This is a genomic window from Rhizobium sp. 768_B6_N1_8 (assembly GCF_051811225.1).
In the GTDB taxonomy this organism is placed as follows: domain Bacteria; phylum Pseudomonadota; class Alphaproteobacteria; order Rhizobiales; family Rhizobiaceae; genus Rhizobium.
This window is the reverse complement of record NZ_JBPWPV010000001.1, coordinates 2,705,345-2,723,763: the sequence shown is the minus strand read 5'-3', so window position 1 is coordinate 2,723,763 and position 18,419 is coordinate 2,705,345. Positions and strand designations below refer to the sequence as shown.

Genomic DNA, 18,419 nt, shown 5'->3' with positions numbered 1-18,419 from the left:
CATGCAGGGCTATGTACGTCCAGGAAACAGCCAGCCCGTCTGGCTGTTTCCTTTTATTGTCTCGGTGGTTCTCTTCCTTAGCGTGCTGCCCTTAGCGCGGCTCGCGGTCGTCGGCATTTCCGCCTTTGCCAATGGCGGCATCATGGTGGTTCTCACCGACCCCATGGTCTGGTCGGCGGTCTATTACACCATCGTCACGGCGATCCTCGGCACGATCATCTCGCTCGCCATCGGCTGCGCTTTCGCCTATCTGCTGACGCTGACGGATATTCCGGCCAAGGGGCCGCTCAGCTTCTTCTTCGTGCTGCCGATGATGATCCCGCCGCAGGTGACGGCACTTGCCTGGGTGCAGATGTCGGGGCCGTCGAGCCCGCTTCTGAAGGCGCTGCATATTGCGCCGCCGCTGGGGTCGCCGCAGCCGCTCTATTCGGTCGGCGGCATTGCGCTGCTCTATGGCGTGCAGCATGCGCCGCTTGTCTATCTGGCGCTGAGGGCAGGGCTGATGACCCTGCCGCGCGACGGGGTGGAGGCGGCAAGGCTTTCGGGCGCCTCAAGCCTGCGCGTCTTTCGCGACATCATCCTACCGCTATCGCTGCCGGGCGTTATTGCGGGGGCGGCGATCTCCTTCGTTTCCTGCACCGGCAATTTCGGCATTCCGGCGATCCTCGGCATTCCGGCCTCGATCTTTACGCTGCCGACGCTGATCTTTTCGAAGTTTACCGCCTTTACCGGCCGGACCTTCGGCGATGTGGCACTTCTCTCTGCCATCATCGCGCTGATCTCTGTCGCCGGCCTTGCCATTCAGGATAGGGCATTGCGTGGGCGCGATTATCGCGTCATCGGCCTTTCGGGTGCGACCGCTGCCTTCGAGCTCGGCGGGTGGAAGCTCGTTTTCACGCCGCTGCTCTGGATCATCCTGTTCTTCATGCTGGCCGCACCCTTCTTCGCGCTCGTCGCCGGCGCGCTTGTGCCGGCCTATGGCGTGCCGCTCACCTTCAAGACCATGACCTTCCATGCCTTCGAGGAAATCCTCTTCCGGCAGGCGGTGACGCGCACGGCCTTTATCAATTCGCTGTCGCTGGCCAGCGGGGCGGCGGTCGGCCTGCTCTTCGTGACGGTGCTTGCGGCCTATGCGCTGACGCGGCGTAAGGATACGCTGTCGCGCATCGTCTCCAGCCTCGTCGAAATACCCTATTCGCTGCCCGGCATCGTCATGGCGGTCTGCTTCATTCTGGTCTTTGCCGCACCCATCCCGGTGCTCAACGTGACACTCTACGGCACGGTCTGGATCATCCTGATTGCCTATTTCTCCTCCTTCTTCGCCGTCAGCCTGAAGCCTGTGGTCAGCGCCTTCCATCAACTCGATCCGGCGCTGGAAGAGGCGGCAAGGCTGTCCGGTGCCGGCTTCTTCCGGCGGCTGAAAGATATTATCGTGCCGCTGATTGCGCCGGCGGCGGGGGCCTCGGTCATCCTCGTCTTCCTGATTGCCTGCAACGAACTGACGATCTCGGCGCTGCTCTGGTCGGCGGGCACGCAGACGCTCGGTGTCGCCATCTACAATCTCGACGACAGCGGCAGTTCCGATCTTGCTTCGGCTCTCTCCGTGCTCGTCGTCTTCATGGTCGTCGCCATGATGCTGCTTCTGGAGCTTCTGGCGAAACATCTGCCCAAGGGAGTAGTGCCGTGGCGAAGCTGATCCTCAATCAGGTGGCCAAGGATTTCGGCACGGGCAGGGCTGCGGTCAGCGGCTTTTCGCTCGATGTGCGCGAGGGCGGCTTCCTGGCGCTGCTCGGCCCCTCCGGCTGCGGCAAGACCACGGTTCTGCGGATGATTGCCGGTTTCGAGACGCCGACTGACGGATCCCTCCATCTCGGCGAGCGGCTCTTGGCCGATGCCTCGCGATCGCTGCCGCCGGAGAAGCGCAACATGGCGATGGTCTTCCAGTCCTATGCGCTCTGGCCGCATATGAGTGTGGCGGACAATGTCGGCTATCCGCTGAAAGTTCGCGGCATATCGGGCGCGGCCTACAAGGCCAAGGTGAGAGAGGCACTATCGACCGTGCGCCTCGTCGATTATGCCGAGCGGCGGCCGGCCGATCTCTCCGGCGGCCAGCGGCAGCGCGTGGCGCTGGCCCGCTGCCTGGTGACATCGCCCGATGTCGTGCTGCTCGACGAGCCGCTTGCCAATCTCGACCGGCATCTGAAGCAGGAGATGGAGGAGACGTTCCGCGAGTTTCACCAGCGCTCCGGTGCAACGATGATCTATGTGACGCATGACCAGAGCGAGGCGATGGCGCTGGCAACCGATGTTGCCGTCATGTCCGAGGGGCGGCTGTTGCAGGTGGCGCCGCCGGCGGAAATCTATGCGCGGCCGGAAGGGCGCATGGTCGGCGGGCTGATCGGCCGCGGCGCGATCGTCACGCTGCCGGTCATGGGCGGTGAGCGCCAGCTCGAATGGGACGAGCTGGAGGGGGTGCTGCATGCCGCCAATATCGATGGCGCCGATATTCTGGTGCGGCCGGAAGATGTCATCATCGGTAGCGAGGGGGCGCCCGCGACGGTCGAATCCGTGCTCTTCGAAGGCGAACGTTATGCCGTGAAGCTGACCCTCGGTAACGGCCAGACGCTGCGCGCCTATAGCCGCGTGGCTGTCGTGCCTGATGAGGCGGTGCATGTCGTCATCCGCGCCGGCTGGCGGCTCTGACGGACAAACGGCTTTTCGAAGCGCGTATTCGACTTTAACTGTTTTCAAGCGATTCCGGACGCAAAACCGCTGCACACTTTTGCTGGAATTGCTCTAGTAATTGGCGTCGATCCAACCGGGAATTCCTGATGTCGCTTCGCCTTGCCACTTTCAATGTCGAAAACCTGCTCACCCGCTTCGACTTCACGGGCTATCGCAACCAGCTCCGGCAGGACCGCGTCATCAAGCTCTTCGAGGTCAGCAACGAGGGCACCTACCAGCAGCTTGAGCAGGCACGGGTAATCGCGTCGACCGACGATACCAGGCAGATGACGGCACTCGCCATCGCCGATGCGGATGCCGATATTCTCTGCCTGCAGGAAATCGACAATATGGCCGCCCTGCAGGCCTTCGAATATGGCTATCTCTTCCGCATGGTCGGCAATGGCTACCGGCAGAAATATCTGGTCGAGGGCAATGACAGCCGCGGCATCGATGTCGCCGTCTTGATGCGCGAGGAAACGCGCGACGGGCAGAAGATCGAGCTTAGGGATATCAAGAGCCATGCGATGGTGACCTATCGCGAATTCGATCTCTTCGACGAGGAGATCGGCAAGACCAACCGGCTCGACGACAAGATCTTCAAGCGCGACTGCCTGGAACTGGATTTGAGGATCGGCGGTGTGCCGATGACGCTCTATGTCGTGCATTTCAAATCGATGGGCAATCCGCGCGAGGGGCTGGACGGGCGGCAATCGACCCTGCCGATCCGCCGGGCGGAGGCACGCGCCGTTCGCCGCATCATCGAGAACCGGTTCGGCGCAGGCCATACCGCAAGCAAGAACTTCGTCATCTGCGGCGACATGAACGACTATCAGGAGCGGGTCGACGTCATCGGCCGGCGCGGCACGGGCTATCGGTTCGAGCATCAGGATGAGGCCGAAAGCGCGCTCGATGTCTTCAGCAAGGACGGGTTTGCCGAAAATGTCGTGCGCCGCCGCGAGCCACTTGACCGCTGGACGCTCTATCATTCGCGCGGGCCGGAGGAGCAGTGGCTCTGCCAGCTCGATTATCTCTGGCTGTCGCCGGCACTTGCCGCCACTAACGCCAAGCGCATCCCTGAAATCATCCGCCACGGACAGCCCTATCGCACCATCTTCCCGCCGGGGCAGCAGGTGGAGCGTTATCCGCGCACCGGCTGGGACAGGCCGAAGGCATCCGACCATTGCCCCGTCGTCATGACATTGGATCTCTTATGACACTTCGCTTTTCAGAGACTTTTTCAGAAGACCTTTCGGCCTTTCCGCCGGAACGCACGGTATTTCCCATTGCCGGCGCCGATCTGCGCGTGCTCGAGGGGGATCATCCGCTTGTCGTCGCCAACGGGGCTGATATCCGCGAGAACTGGGAGCGGGAAATCGCCGTCAATCCGGCGCTGTTCGATGGCCGGCTGGTGTTGCAGCATCGGGTGAAACTGTCCGAAGCCGGAATTGCGGGTGAGGCCTATATCGCGCCTTTCTCGGCCTTCATGTGGTGGCGGCGCCAGCCGGACCGGAAGGGCGCCATCCATCTCTTTTCCTATCCGGTGCTCGAATCCTCCGATGGGGCGCTGGTCGCTATCCGCATGGGGGCGCATACGGCCAACCCCGGTCAGGTCTATTTCGCCGCCGGCTCGCTGGAACCGGAAGATGTCGTGGACGGGCGTTGCGATATCGACAGCAATATGCGCCGCGAAGTGATGGAGGAGACGGGCCTGGATCTCGACAAGGCGATCGTGGGTGAGGGGCTCTATGCGGGCCATGTGCGCGGTTCCGTCTCGCTGTTCAAGCTCTTCCGTTTCGACATGACGGCAGACGAGATGGTCGATTTCATCGGCGCGCATATGCTGGTCGCCGAGGACAAGGAAATTGCCGGCGCGGTCGCGATCCGCTCGGCCGATCCGAAGGCACAGCCTTACAATGTCGCGATGCTGCCAATCATCGACTGGTATTTCGCGGGCAAGTAGACCTGACGCTTGCACTTGCGTGTGCTGTCGGGCAGGTTGGCGGCTCGATGACCGATTCAAGGAGGCCAGTGTGGCGTTAAGCTACAGCGTCTATGACGTGTTCACCGACACCAAACTTGCCGGCAATCCGCTGGCCGTGATCTTTGACGGCGAGGGGCTTGACGACGCGGCGATGCAGGCGGTTGCCCGCGAAACCAATCTATCCGAGACGGTTTTCGTACAGCCGGCCAACAATCCCGCCTATACGGCGCGCATCCGCATCTTCACGCCCGGCCGTGAACTGCCCTTTGCCGGCCATCCGACCGTCGGTACGGCGATTGCGCTGGCGGAGAAGGCGCATGGAGCGGGAACACTCGATCTCGTGTCGGTGCTCGAAGAAAATGTCGGCCCAGTGCGTTGCGCCGTCCGGTTGCGGGACGGCGAGGCAAGCTTCGCCGAATTCGACCTGCCGCGCAAATCCCAACAGATACCATTGCCGCTCGACAAGCTCGGCATCGCCGACGCGCTGTCGCTGAAGACCACCGAGATCGGCTTCGAGAATCACGTGCCGTCGATCTGGAGTGCCGGCGTTCCCTTCTTGATGGTGCCGGTCCACGATGTCGGCGCGGCAGAGCGCCTGGAGTTCGATCCGCAGCTCTGGGAAAAGACGGTGCCCTTCGTCGATGGCGCGCTAGCCTCGGCCTATATTTATTGCCGTGGCGGCGTGAACCATGTCGCCAAGTTCCATGCCCGCATGTTTGCGAGCGGCATGGGCATTTCCGAGGACCCGGCCACCGGCTCGGCAGCCGCCGCTCTCTCGGGTGCGATCAATCATTTCGACCGGCTGACGGACGGGCATCATCCGATCCTCATCGAACAGGGTCTGGAAATGGGCCGTCCGTCCTTCATCCACCTGCATATGGATATCGAAGGCGGCACCATTTCGAATGCCCGGATCGGCGGCCAGGCGGTGCGGATTGCGACCGGCACGCTCGACCTTTGATTTCATTGCATTTCCAGCTCCTGACAAAAAAACTTCGCAATTAACCAAAGAATTTTCGACGGGGCGCTAGACAAGCCGGACGATCCTATTTATATGCCCCGTCACACCGCGCAGCCAAGCGCGGACGGGTGATTAGCTCAGTTGGTAGAGCAGCTGACTCTTAATCAGCGGGTCGTAGGTTCGAGCCCTACATCACCCACCAAATTCTCCTTCGAAGAGAACAGAATCCAGAAACAAGGCCTTTGATGTCAAAGGCTTGCTGGCTTTTTCTGTTTTTCTGAATCCGCCGCCTCCGTTTGCGGGGAATCGGCGGTTTCCGCTTTCCAAATATTCTGCGCTTGCCCGAAGACGCCCCCGGTATTTAACTCGCTGGAGCGAAGTCCTTGCTGCGGCATCTACCGTCGCAAGCCTATCCCTGGAGGAATGGCAATGAGCGATGACAAACAGAACAATCTCGGCGAACATCGGCTGGATGAGAAGGTGCTCAACGTGCTCGGTGCCTATCACCAGAGGATCGACGAGGAGCGTGGCACTCTGCGCCAGGAGGTACCGGGCGGACGCGATGGCGGGCAGGATCAGCGGATGCGGGCTGTCGGCCCGGAGACGGGGAGGTTTCTCAACATTCTCGTCCGAAACCTGACGGCGCCGACCATTCTCGAGCTCGGCACTTCCTTCGGCTATTCCGGCATCTGGCTTGCTGAAGCTGCGCGGGCGACCGGCGGGCGGCTGATCACCATGGAAGTGCATGGCTATAAATCCGCCCATGCGCAGACGATGGCCGAGAGAGCCGGTCTTGCCGAACATATCGATTTTCGGGTGGGCGATGCGGTTGCGATGATCCGCGAATTGCGGGGCAAGGTGGATTTCGTGCTCGTCGATCTCTGGAAGGATCTCTACCTGCCGTGCCTCGAGGCCTTCTATCCGAAGCTCAATGCGGGCGCGATCATCGTTGCCGACAACATGATTTATCCTGTGACTGAAGACGTGAAGATTTATGCCCGGGCCATCCGCACCAAGCCAGGGATCACCAGCGTGCTGCTGCCGGTCGGATCGGGGCTGGAGGTCAGCCGGTACGAGCCCTGAGTCTCAGGCGGATTTTCACCAGAGGCCGGGAAACAGCCGGTAGCTCACCTTGTGGCAGTAATCATCAGGGCAGGGGTGCTCTGTCTTGTGTGCCCTCAGGTGATTGGTCATGCTGCCCTGCGGGGAGCAAGGAGATTCGGTGGAAATGGGCAAATCCGTTGATGGTGCTGACGTGAAGACGAAGCTTTCCATCGTCGCGCCCTGCTACAACGAAGCCGAAGGCTTGAGCGAATTCTGCCGACGGGCGAAGGCGGCGGCGGAAGCCGTTGCCGGCGGCTCCTTCGAGATCATCCTCGTCGATGACGGCTCCAGCGACAATACATGGGGCGTGATATCGGGGCTTGCAGCTGACATTCCGCAAGTGCTCGGCGTCAAGCTTCTGCGCAATCATGGCCACCAGCTTGCGGCGACCTCCGGCCTTGCTGTGGCGCGTGGTGAGCGCGTGCTGCTGATCGATGCCGACCTGCAGGATCCGCCGGAACTGCTGGCCGAGATGATGGCGATCATGGATCAGGGCGCCGATGTCGTTTACGGGCAGCGCAGCGAGCGCAAGGGCGAGACGAAGTTCAAGCTCATCACCGCTTCCGTCTTCTATCGGCTGCTGACGCGGCTAACCTCCATCTCGATCCCGCAGGACACCGGCGACTTCCGGCTGATGAAGGCGCGGATCGTCCATATCCTGCTCAATATGCCGGAGCGGCATCGTTTCATCCGCGGCATGGTGAGCTGGATCGGCGGCAAGCAGGTGGCACTGCGTTATACGCGCGATGCCCGCTATGCCGGGGCGACGAAATATCCGCTGCGCAAGATGATCCGTTTCGCGATCGATGCGATCACCAGTTTCTCGATCATTCCGCTGCGCGTCAGCGCCTGGATGGGCCTTATCTCGGCCGTCTTTGCGGTCGGGCTTTTGATCTATACGCTCGTGCAATGGTTCGAGGGCAATGTCATTACCGGCTGGTCGAGCATCATGGCTGCCGTATCGGCCTTGAGCGCCATCCAGCTGATTGCGCTCGGCACGCTCGGCGAATATGTCGGCCGCCTCGTGCAGGAGCATAAGCGCCGGCCGATGTTCATGATCGACTGCGTGGTGCAAGGCGAGGTCACGTCCGAATTGCCCGACGATTTCTCCGAACTCGATACCGCCAGCCGCAGGTCGGAGCTCGGCAGGCTTTCGGCGGCAAGCGTGAGCGCGAACCCGATTGAGGCGGCTGTTGGCCGCTGATCTCGGATTGTTGCCGAACATGTTTACAAAAGTCTCGGACTTGGCGGCATTTGACCTTTCCGATCCGGCATAAGGGGCGTATGCAGACTGTATCCCTCCGCGCGGCTTGCCCTGTCGGTTCTCCCGCCTTTTCCCGCGCAATCCGGAATTCGCATTTGGCAGATCGATGACTGCAGTTCAGACGAGTGAGAATACAGATGAGGCGGCAAGCGTCCGCCAGGCGAAGATCGTAGCGCTCGTCGTTGCCGTTTCCTTCTTCATGCAGATCCTCGACGGGACGATCGTGACCACCTCGCTGCCACAGATGGCGACGAGCTTCGGTGTGCAGCCGGTCGCCATGAGCATCGGCATCACTGTCTATATGCTCACCATGTCGGCCTTCATTCCGCTTTCCGGCTGGCTCGGCGACCGGTTTGGGGCGCGGCGCGTCTTTCTCGTGTCCATTGCCGTCTTCACCGTGGCGTCGCTGTTCTGCGGCCTGTCCGGAAACCTCACCGAATTCGTCATTGCCCGTGCGGTACAGGGTGTGGGCAGTGCGCTGATGACGCCGGTTGGACGCATCATCGTGCTCAAGAACGCCCGCAAGTCCGAGCTCGTGCAGGCGATCGCCCTGATCACCTGGCCGGCGCTGACGGCACCCGTGGTCGGCCCGGTGCTAGGGAGCTTCATCACCACCTATGCCAGCTGGCACTGGAACTTTCTGATCAATATCCCAATCGGCCTCGTCGGCATCGCGCTGGTGCTGCGCTTCGTGCCGGAACAGCGCGAGGAACGGGTCGGGCCGCTCGATATCAAGGGTTTTTTCCTCAGTGCGGCGGGGCTGACCCTGCTGCTTGCGGCACTTGAACTGTCAGTCAAAGCACAGGGCGGCTTCGTGCCCCTCGTCGTGCTGCTTGTGGCGGGCATCGTGCTTTCCGTCATGGCGACGCGGCATTTCCTGCGGGTCGACAATCCGCTGCTCGATCTGGCCGCCTTCAAGGTGCAGACCTTCTCGATGACGACGCTTTCGGCGGGTACGGCCTGCCGTGTGGCGATCAATGCGACGCCTTTCCTGCTGCCGCTGCTGTTCCAGCTTGGCTTCGGCCTGAGCTCGATTGCCGCTGGCACCTATCTCCTGGTTTATTTCCTCGGCAATCTCGGCATGAAGGTGGTGACGACGCCGCTGCTGCGGTTTTTCGGCTTCCGCAACGTGCTCTTCTTCAACGGCGTCATTGCCGCCGGCTCGATCGTCGCCTGCGGCTTTCTGACACCTGATACCCCCGAGGTCGTCATCTCGGCGCTGCTCTTCATTGCGGGGCTTTCCCGCTCGATGGAATTTACCGCCCTCAACACGCTGTCCTTTGCCGATATCGGCCCGGCGCAGAGAAGTTCGGCCTCGACGCTGTCGAGCATGTTGCAGCAGATTTCCATGCTGCTTGGCGTTGCCGTTGCGGCCGCCGTGCTCAACATTTCCGCAGGGTTTCGGGGTGCCGCGGACCCTGTTCTTGGTGATTTCCGCTGGGCTTTCTTCGTGGTCGGCATGATCGGCTTTTTGTCCTGCCTGCGCTTCCTGCAACTTTCAGCCGATGCGGGTGCCGAAGTTTCACACCACCGCCGCTTTCAAAAAAGCTGACTTACCCTCGGAACCATTTGCCTTCCACTGCGTTAACGGCCTGATTTTCAGTATCTGTGTTCGCAATTTATAGAGGGGCTTCCGGCCGCAGCCGGCAGAGGTTGACGTTCTCGATGGCATTCTCCTTCGATCCGTCTGGCATCAGGCGGCACATCATACCAAAGGCCAGGTGCTGTTTACGCGCGCTGGCCGATGCAATACGACAGTCTCATGCAGAAAGACTCGGCGGCCTCACAGCCGGTATTGCTGCGGGGAAATGCCCGGAGGCAGAATGAGCGAGTCCAGAGGCGGTACGGGTGAAGCGATCCGTATCCTCTATATCGATGACGACGAAGAGCTTGCGCTGCTGATGCGGAAGAATCTCGGCCGTCGCGGTTTCAAGCTCGAATGGGCGAGCGACGGAGCGACCGGCCTTGCGGTGCTTGCCGAAGGCGGTATCGAAGCCGTCGTTCTCGATCATTTCCTGAAGGCGGAAACCGGGCTCGATATCCTGCCGCGCATCACGGCGATGCCTGATCATCCGCCGGTCATCTACGCCACCGGTTCGGGCGACACGAGCATTGCGGTCGCAGCGCTGAAGGCTGGTGCCGACGATTATGTGCTGAAAGGCATTTCCCCCGACTATTTCGATCTTCTGGCCGCGGCTCTCGAACAGGGGCTGGAGCGGGCGCGATTCCGCCGCGATACGGCGCAGGCGCAGGAGGTGATCCGCCAGCAGCGCGACCATGCGGAAATGCTGCTTGCCGAAGTCAATCACCGCATCGCCAACAGCCTCGGCCTCGTCGGTGCGCTGATCCGCATGCAATCCTCCATGACCAGCGACCAGGTGGCGATCGACGCGCTGCAGGAAACGCAGATGCGCATCAATGCGATCGCCAGCGTCCACCGCCGCCTCTACACCAACCGGCAGGTCGGCACGGTGCAGGTGGATGAGTATCTGAGCAGCCTCCTGACCGAACTCGAAGCCTCGATGCGCGACGAGAAGCGGCCGCATCGCGTGGTGCTGACCTCGCAGCCGGTCAATCTGACGACCGACAAGGTCATCACGCTCGGCCTCATCGTCAGCGAACTCGTCACCAATGCCTTCAAATATGCCTATCCGGATGGCAGCCCGGGCGAGATCAATGTTATCGTCGAGCAGGAAAGCGATGTGCTCAGGGTCACCGTCGAAGATGCGGGCCAGGGCTTTGATCCTTCCGGCCCGGCGAAGGGAACCGGCCTCGGCTCTAAGATCTTGACCGCGATGGCCGGCAGCCTGAAATCCGAACTTGTCTACGATCCAGAGCATCGCGGCACGAAGGCGATACTGGTCTTTACAGTAAGCTGACCTGCTTTTCTGTAAGCTCACGGGGGAGAGATCATGAACACGGATATCGTCTGCACGCCCGGCGAGGTCTATGATTTCTGGTTCATCCGTTGCAGCCGAAAGGAATGGTTCGGCTCGAGCGCCGAACTGGACGAGGAAATCCGGGCGCGATTTCGCGCAACCCACCTGTCGCTTGCCCTTGAGGTCACCGAGGAATGGCGCTCCAGTCCTGAAAGCCGGCTTGCCGCCGTGATCGTGCTCGACCAGTTTCCGCGCAACATCTACCGGGCGACACCGCTTGCCTTTTCGACCGATGGATTGGCGCTGCGCGAGGCGAAGATGGCGCTTGCCGTCGGCGCCGATCAGGCCGTCGAGGGCATCCGGCGGACCTTCTTCTACATGCCGTTCGAGCATGCTGAAGACCTCGCCGAGCAGGATCGTTCGGTGGTGCTCTTTACCGCGCTCGGCGACGAGGAGTTCCGCGACTATGCGCTTCGCCACCGCGACGTGATCGCGACATATGGGCGTTTTCCGCATCGCAATGCCATCGTCGGGCGGGAGTCGAGCGAGGCCGAACTGGCGTATCTGGCGCTTCCCGGCTCCGGTTTCTGAGCCGTTATCTGGAAATTCCGCCTTTCTGTCGCCTTTCTTTCCTATAAGAAGCGGTCAATTACCTGATGAGACGAATCCACGCGGGGGCATCTTGCGCTTGACACACTGGCTGCTTCGCACCGTTCTTCTGCTGTCGCTGGCTGTTGCCGGCCTGCATCTCGATGGAAAGGCCGCTTTCGCGCAGGCCCCGCAGCCTGCGGCCGAGGCCCAGACGCAGGCTGTCCCGGCTCAAGCAACTGGGACCCAAGCAACTGGGACCCAAGCAACTGAGACTCAGGCAACCCCTGCCCAGGCAGTGCCGGCTGAGGCGCCCCTTGCCAGCAGCGCGCTCGATCAGGCGCTGAAGGATATCGACAAGGCGAAGAACCAGCTTGCTTTGCTGCAGGACCGCGTCAAGCAGAATGCCGATAATGACGACGCTCTGGTAGAGCTTGCCGGCCAGACGGATGAACTCGGCCGCGGTGTTATCGCCACCTCCGTCAGCCTGCGCCCGCGTTTCGATCAGATCAAAAGCCGCCTGGCCGAGCTTGGCGAACCGCCGAAGGACGGGCAGCCGCCGGAAGCGCAGATCGTTACCGACGAGCGCAATGCGCTGACATCGGAACGCTCTCAGATCAATGCCGTAACGGGTGACGCGGAAAACCTGTCGATCGCAATCACAAAGCTTTCCAACGTGATCACGGCGACGCGCCGCCAGCTCTTTGCCGATACGCTGTTCCGGCGCACCGAAATCTCCGTCTCCGTTTTCGACGATGCGACCAGCGCCTTCGTCCAGGAAGTGAGCGAGTTTTCCCAGACGTTTTCGAGCTGGATCACCTTCGTCTGGAAGTTCAAGAGCCTGTCGCTTTTTGCGGCGATCTTCCTGTCGCTCGCGACGGCCTTGATCCTGCTCTCCGGCGGCTACCGGCTTTTCGGCCAGTATCTGCGGCGCGACGTCCATGTCGAAGAACCGTCCTATATCAGCCGGCTTGCCTTTGCCTTCTGGTCGACGCTGATCCGCACGGCGGCGCTCGATGTGCTGCTGGTGACGTCGCTGATCTTCCTCGACGGCTTCAATGTGCTGCGGAGCGACATCACGCCTGTCATCGGTGCGCTCTTCGGCTCGATCGGCCTTGTTTATTTCGTCGGCCGCTTCGTCAACGCCGTCTTTGCGCCGAATGATCCGTCGTGGCGGCTGGTGCGCCTTTCCAATCTCGGCGCCCGCTCGGTCGGCTACTGCCTGATCGCCATGGCCGTCGTCAACGCGCTCGACTATCTCTTCGGTGCCATCGGCGAGGCGATGGGATCGCCGCTGGTCCTGACTGTCGTGCGCAGCCTGCTTGCGGCGCTGATCATCGGCCTCATCCTGATTGCCGTGTCCTTCGGAAAACCGATGCTGGCGAAGAATGGCGATCCCGATGCGCCGGGCCGCCACTGGCCGCGCGGCATGGCGATCCTGCTGCGCGTCTTCGGTGCGGGCCTCATCTTTGCGGCGCTTTCGGGCTACGTGGGTCTGGCGCGTTTCGTCGCCACCCAGCTCATCATCACCAGCGCCATCATCGTGACGACCTATATCGGCCTGCTGCTCGGCAAGGCGATCTCGCGGCAGGACAATTTCGGCGATACGTTCCTTGGCCGTTTTCTCGAGACCCGCTTCAAGCTCGGGCCTGTGGCGATCGATCAGGTAGGGCTGGTCGTCGGCCTGCTGATCTATGCCGTGGCGCTGTTGACGGGCATTCCGCTGATCCTGCTGCTCTGGGGCTTCCATGTGCAGGATCTGCAGCTGCTTGCCTACCGGCTGTTTACCGAGGTGCGGCTCGGCGGCATCAGCATTTCGCTCGTCGGCATCTTCACCGGCATACTGCTCTTTGCCGGCGGTTATCTCGCAACGCGCTGGGTGCAGAAGTGGCTGGACAGCAATGTCATGGCGCGCAGCCATGTCGATCTTGGCGTGCGCAATTCGGTCAAGACGGGCATCGGTTATCTCGGCGTCGGCGTGGCGGCGATCTTTGGCATCTCGGCGGCGGGAATCGATCTTTCCAACCTTGCGCTCGTTGCCTCGGCGCTGTCGGTCGGTATCGGTTTCGGCCTGCAGAACATCGTTTCCAACTTCGTCTCCGGCCTGATCCTGCTCGTCGAGCGCCCCTTCAAGGTGGGCGACCATGTCGTTTCGGGAACGGCCGAAGGCATCGTCAAGCGCATCTCGGTGCGCGCGACGGAAATCGAGACCTTCCGCAAGCAGTCGATCATCGTGCCGAATTCGGAGCTCATCAACGGGCTCGTCGGCAACTGGACGCATCGCAACAAGCTCGGACGTTCGGAAATCCCTGTTTCCGTCAGCTATGAGGCCGATCCGCGCAAGGTGATGGATATCCTGCTGGAACTGACGGCGGCCGTGCCGCTGATCCTGCGCAATCCGGAACCGCATGTCGAGTTCCTGCGCTTCGGGCCTTATTCACTTGATTTCGAGCTGCGCTTCTTCCTGGCTGATATGGGGGATGGCCTGACGGTGCGCAACAATCTGAGGATCGAGATCCTCAGGCGCTTCAAGGCGGAGGGCATCGAGATCCCGCTGCCGCAGAGTGATCTGACCATTCATCGGCAGGCGAATGCGGATGCGGAAAAGGTGCTTGTCCAAAAGCCTGATGAGCCCGAGGAGGCCACGGCTGAAGACGAGGTCAAGGAAATAGAGACGGTAGAAGACGAGCGGCCGGTGCGCCAGTTGCGCAGCAAGACGGCGGACGGCAAGCTCAAAGGCTGAACGGGTCATTCAGCGCTCATTCACGGGTCTTGCGCTATAACCTCAGGCAATCGATCGCTGCCGGGCAGCGACGAGCGCTCCAGGGGAGGGCGTATAGCCTATGTCGCATACCGTGACACGATCCGCAGTCGCATTTCTTCTTCTCCTTTCCGTAGCACCTCTGGCGTTCGCCGCCTCCGTTACCAACAAGGATGATGCAGCCGTGGTGCTGACTGTCACCGAAGGCGGCAACCGCGTGGAAGTCGTCGTGGATGCCGGCGCATCCGAACGGGTCTGTCCCTCCGGTTGCTTCATGACGACGCCCGATGGCGACCGTATCGGGCTTTCCGGCGACGAGACGATCGAGATCGTCAAGGGTTCCGCCGTCATCAAGTGACGGCGGCTTCGGCCCGGCCACTATCGATTTTTATGAATTTTTGAGCCTTGCGGCTTTTGACGCTTGTCTATTTGCGCCTCGTCGCGGCAAGCTTTTCGCATGTCGTAAACAGGCCTCTCATGACGCAGGCCTCGCTGCATAGTTCGCGAAGATAGTTCGTCCGGCTTGAGCCGCCGGATATTGGGAGTTCGTCCGGTATGGGCTGCCGGACATTCGATAAAAGAGGGTATTTCTCCATGAAGTCACATGCGCGGGCAGTGGTCATCGGCGGCGGCGTGGTCGGTGTTTCGACGCTCTATCACCTTGCGAAGAAGGGATGGGGCGACAGCGTGCTCATCGAGCGCAAGGAGCTGACGTCAGGCTCGACCTGGCATGCAGCCGGCCTGCTGCCGCTCTTCAACATGAGCTATTCGGTCGGCCAGATTCACAAATATTCGGTCCGCTTCTATCAGGAACTGCAAGAGGAAACCGGCATGAATGTCGGTTTCAGCCAGGTCTCCAACATCCGTCTCGCTCGCACCAAAGATCGCTGGGACGAATTCATGTACTATGCCGGCATCGCCGAGACGATCGGCGTGGAGGTCAATATCCTGACGCCCGAGCAGGTGAAGGAGATCTGGCCGCTCTGTGAGACCGATGGCCTGCTCGGCGCCATCCAGCATCCCGATGACGGCTATATCCAGCCGGCGGACCTGACACAGGCGCTTGCCAAGGGCGCGCGCGACTTCGGTGCCACAATCTACCGCAACACGACGGTCACCGCCATCGAGCAGCAGGCTGACGGCCTCTGGAAGGTGACCACGGACAAGGGCGAGATCACCGCCGAACACATCATTTCCTGCACCGGCAACTTCGCCCGCAAGACCGGCGATATGGTCGGCATCAACATTCCGGTCATCCCGGTCGAGCACCAGTATATCGTCACCGAACCGCATCCCGATATTCTGGCCCGCAAGGCCAAGGGCCTGCCGGAAATGGGCGTGCTGCGTGAAGCCGACAGCGCCTGGTACATGCGCGAGGAAAATGGTGGTCTGCTGCTTGGTCCCTACGAGCAGGGCGCACCGGTCTGTTATGTCAACGGTCCCTCCGATGACAGCGAATACGAGCTCTTCCAGGAAGAGCTCGAGCGCCTGATGCCGCATATCGAAACGGCGATCGCCCGCGTGCCGGCCTTCGGCGAAGTGGGCATCAAGAAGGTCTATAACGGCGCCATCGCCTATACGCCTGACGGCAACCCGATCGTCGGCCCCGCACCGGGCCTGAAGAATTTCTGGCTCAACGAAGGCCATTCCTTCGGCATCACCGCGGCCGGCGGCGCAGGCTGGCAGCTTGCCGAATGGATCGTCGATGGCGAGCCGACCGTCGACATGATGGGCGTCGATCCGCGCCGCTTCGGCCCCTATGCCAAGGAAGGCTACCTCATTGCCAAGAACGAGGAAGCCTATGCCAACGTCTTCACCATGCACTATCCGGACGAGGAGCGCGCAGCCGCCCGTCCGCTGAAGACGACGCCTGTCTATGACCGGCTGAAGAAGCTCGGCGCCGTCTTCGGCTCCGTCTATGGCTGGGAGCGCGCCAACTGGTTTGCGCCCGAGGGCTACGATCTGCCGAAGGACCAGATCGGCGTCGGCGCCGACGTGCTGACCAACCACAATCATTCGGATCCGACCGAAGACGGCCGCATTCTGGAACGGTGGTCGTTCCGCCGCTCGAACTATTTCGAGCATGTCGGCAACGAAGTCATGAACGTCAACAAGAATGTCGGCGTGCTCGACATGTCGGCTTTCGCCAAGGCGCTGGTGACAGGCCCTGGCGCGCGCGCATGGCTGGAATCGATCTTCGCCAATGCCATTCCGAAGAAGCGCGGCCGCATCGCGCTCTGCCACATGCTGACCAAGGAAGGCGGCGTGCGCGCGGAATTCACCGTCTATGAAAGCGCACCCGGCACCTTCTACCTCGTCTCGGCCGGTGCCTATGAGGCGCATGACCACGACTATATGCGCAAGCTTCTGCCGGCAGACGGCAGCGTGAAGTTCACGCCGATCACCCAGGCCTATGGCGTGCTGGTGCTTGCGGGTCCGAAGTCGCGCGATGTCCTGAAGAAGTTGACGCACACCAGCCTCGACAACAAGGATTTCCCCTGGCTCTCGGGCAAGGAGATCTCCGTCGGTGCGGCCAACGCCCATGCGCTGCGCGTCAATTTCGTCGGCGAGCTCGGCTGGGAGCTGCATCACCCGATCGAGATGCAGAACTACATCTTCGACAAGCTGATGGAAGCCGGCGCCGAATTCGGCATCAAGCCCTTCGGCATACGCGCCATGCTCTCCATGTCGGTGGAAAAATCCTACCGCCTGATCCCGCGCGAAATGTCGATCGAGTACAATGCCTATGAATCCGGCCTCGACCGCTTCATCAAGCCGGAGAAGGAATTCCTCGGCCGCGAGGGCCTGCTTGCCTACAAGGAAAAGGGCCTGAAGTGGAACTTCACGACGCTTGTCGTCGAAACCGGCAATGATGTCGATGCGCGCGGCTCGGAAGCGATCTACAACGAGGCAGGCGAGCTCGTCGGCCGTGCCACCAACGGCACCTTCGGCTTCCGCATCAACCGCTCGCTGGCGCTTGCCATGCTGCGGCCCGATTACGCCAAGGAAGGTACGAAGCTGAAGATCAAGATCCTCGGCACGACCTACAACGCAACTGTCGTCGGCGAGAGCCCGTTCGATACGGAGAACGCCGCACTTCGCACGTGATTTCTTAATCATATTGACAAGAAAAAGGCGGCCGCACCATCGGCCGCCTTTTTCATAGCTGGCTATGGCAAGCCGATTAATAATTATTCAAATGAATTCATGTAACCGTTTCGTTCGGGGACAGAATTTCCACTTTAAAGGTTTGCCATGGCGTTTCTAGGTATTTCGGGGATGCAATATTCCGGAGAAATGTTTGCCGGCGCGCGTATTATCCTCGCTGAAGATTCCAACGTCTTCACTTCGATGATCGGAAAGCGCCTGAAGGAGCTCTTCGATATCGATGTCGAGATCTGCCGCAGCTTCGAAGAGCTGCAGCTTTCCTACGACAAGTCTTCTGATCCGATTACGCTCGCGATCTCCAACATCAACCTGCCGGGCGCCGAAAACGGCGAGGCGCTGGAATATCTGGTCGATCTGTCGATCCCCACGATCGTCTTTACCGGCACCTTCCAGGAAGGCATGCGCGACAAGCTGCTCGCCAAGGATATCGTCGACTATATCCTCAAGGACAATATCTTTGCCGTCGACCTGCTGGCGGAATCGATCTGCCGCTTCCTGACCAATCACCGCCATCACGTGCTGATCGTCGATGATAGCGCCACGGCCCGCGCGCTGCTTTCCAGCCGCCTGAAGCGCTATAATTTCCGCGTCAGCACCGCCGAGAGCGGCGCCAAGGCGCTCGAAATCCTCAAGGCCAACCGCGATATCGGCCTGATGGTCACCGACTATAACATGCCCGATATTGACGGCTTCGAGCTGACCCGCCGCATCCGCGCGTCGATCGGCTCGCACCAGCTGCGCATCATCGGCGTTTCCTCCTCTTCCAACCGCCTGCTTTCAGCGCGGTTCCTGAAGGCCGGCGGCAACGACTTCATGCTGCGCCCGTTCATCGACGAAGAGTTCTACTGCCGCGTCAACCAGAACCTGGATACGCTCCTGCAGATCCAGTCCATGCGCAAGGAACGGGCTGTTGCCTGACCCTGCCGCAAAGATCGGGTGCAGGGAAGCGGCTCCGTGATCGGCCCACACCTGAAAGACATGACGGA

At 61.0% G+C, this 18,419-nt stretch carries 14 protein-coding genes and 1 tRNA gene; all 15 read left to right on the top strand.

Features of this window, described 5'->3' with window-relative positions; all coding sequences use genetic code 11:
• Position 1 precedes the first annotated feature (1 nt).
• The 15 genes from AB8B33_RS14035 (at position 2) to AB8B33_RS13965 (ending at position 18,351) form a co-directional block, all read left to right on the top strand.
• Positions 2-1,696: an ABC transporter permease gene (locus AB8B33_RS14035; protein ID WP_439015857.1), complete on the top strand. Its 1,695-nt coding sequence runs from the start codon at positions 2-4 to the stop codon at positions 1,694-1,696.
• Complete coding sequence (locus AB8B33_RS14030) at positions 1,684-2,703, top strand: ABC transporter ATP-binding protein (protein ID WP_439015856.1); 1,020 nt, start codon at positions 1,684-1,686, stop codon at positions 2,701-2,703. The genes AB8B33_RS14035 and AB8B33_RS14030 overlap by 13 nt, the downstream gene beginning before the upstream one ends.
• Before the next feature lie 128 nt (positions 2,704-2,831).
• Positions 2,832-3,941, top strand: coding sequence for an endonuclease/exonuclease/phosphatase family protein (locus AB8B33_RS14025; protein ID WP_439015855.1), 1,110 nt, complete (start codon positions 2,832-2,834; stop codon positions 3,939-3,941).
• Complete coding sequence (locus tag AB8B33_RS14020) at positions 3,938-4,687, top strand: NUDIX hydrolase (protein ID WP_439015854.1); 750 nt, start codon at positions 3,938-3,940, stop codon at positions 4,685-4,687. Before AB8B33_RS14025 ends, AB8B33_RS14020 begins: the two co-directional genes overlap by 4 nt.
• A 70-nt stretch (positions 4,688-4,757) precedes the next feature.
• A complete protein-coding gene (locus AB8B33_RS14015) occupies positions 4,758-5,669 on the top strand; it encodes a PhzF family phenazine biosynthesis protein (protein ID WP_439015853.1) in 912 nt (303 codons plus the stop codon).
• Between the two features lie 126 nt (positions 5,670-5,795).
• Positions 5,796-5,871 (top strand) — tRNA-Lys (locus tag AB8B33_RS14010).
• Between the two features lie 227 nt (positions 5,872-6,098).
• Positions 6,099-6,752, top strand: a complete 654-nt coding sequence (locus tag AB8B33_RS14005) for an O-methyltransferase (protein ID WP_439015852.1) — start codon at positions 6,099-6,101, stop codon at positions 6,750-6,752.
• Between the two features lie 145 nt (positions 6,753-6,897).
• Positions 6,898-7,977 carry a glycosyltransferase family 2 protein gene (locus AB8B33_RS14000; protein WP_439015851.1) on the top strand — a complete coding sequence of 360 codons (1,080 nt, stop codon included), beginning with the start codon at positions 6,898-6,900 and terminating at the stop codon, positions 7,975-7,977.
• A 166-nt stretch (positions 7,978-8,143) separates the two neighbouring features.
• On the top strand, positions 8,144-9,589 hold the full coding sequence (locus tag AB8B33_RS13995; RefSeq protein WP_439015850.1) for an MFS transporter: 1,446 nt from the start codon (positions 8,144-8,146) through the stop codon (positions 9,587-9,589).
• A gap of 271 nt (positions 9,590-9,860) precedes the next feature.
• Positions 9,861-10,916 carry a sensor histidine kinase gene (locus tag AB8B33_RS13990; RefSeq protein ID WP_439015849.1) on the top strand — a complete coding sequence of 352 codons (1,056 nt, stop codon included), beginning with the start codon at positions 9,861-9,863 and terminating at the stop codon, positions 10,914-10,916.
• A gap of 33 nt (positions 10,917-10,949) precedes the next feature.
• Complete coding sequence (locus AB8B33_RS13985) at positions 10,950-11,507, top strand: DUF924 family protein (RefSeq protein WP_439015848.1); 558 nt, start codon at positions 10,950-10,952, stop codon at positions 11,505-11,507.
• Positions 11,508-11,598: 91 nt separating this feature from the next.
• A complete protein-coding gene (locus AB8B33_RS13980; RefSeq protein ID WP_439015847.1) occupies positions 11,599-14,247 on the top strand; it encodes a mechanosensitive ion channel family protein in 2,649 nt (882 codons plus the stop codon).
• Positions 14,248-14,347: 100 nt separating this feature from the next.
• Complete coding sequence (locus AB8B33_RS13975; protein ID WP_439015846.1) at positions 14,348-14,623, top strand: hypothetical protein; 276 nt, start codon at positions 14,348-14,350, stop codon at positions 14,621-14,623.
• A gap of 236 nt (positions 14,624-14,859) precedes the next feature.
• Positions 14,860-17,373, top strand: coding sequence for a GcvT family protein (locus AB8B33_RS13970; protein ID WP_439015845.1), 2,514 nt, complete (start codon positions 14,860-14,862; stop codon positions 17,371-17,373).
• Between the two features lie 147 nt (positions 17,374-17,520).
• Positions 17,521-18,351: a response regulator gene (locus AB8B33_RS13965; protein ID WP_113323315.1), complete on the top strand. Its 831-nt coding sequence runs from the start codon at positions 17,521-17,523 to the stop codon at positions 18,349-18,351.
• Positions 18,352-18,419: the final 68 nt, after the last annotated feature.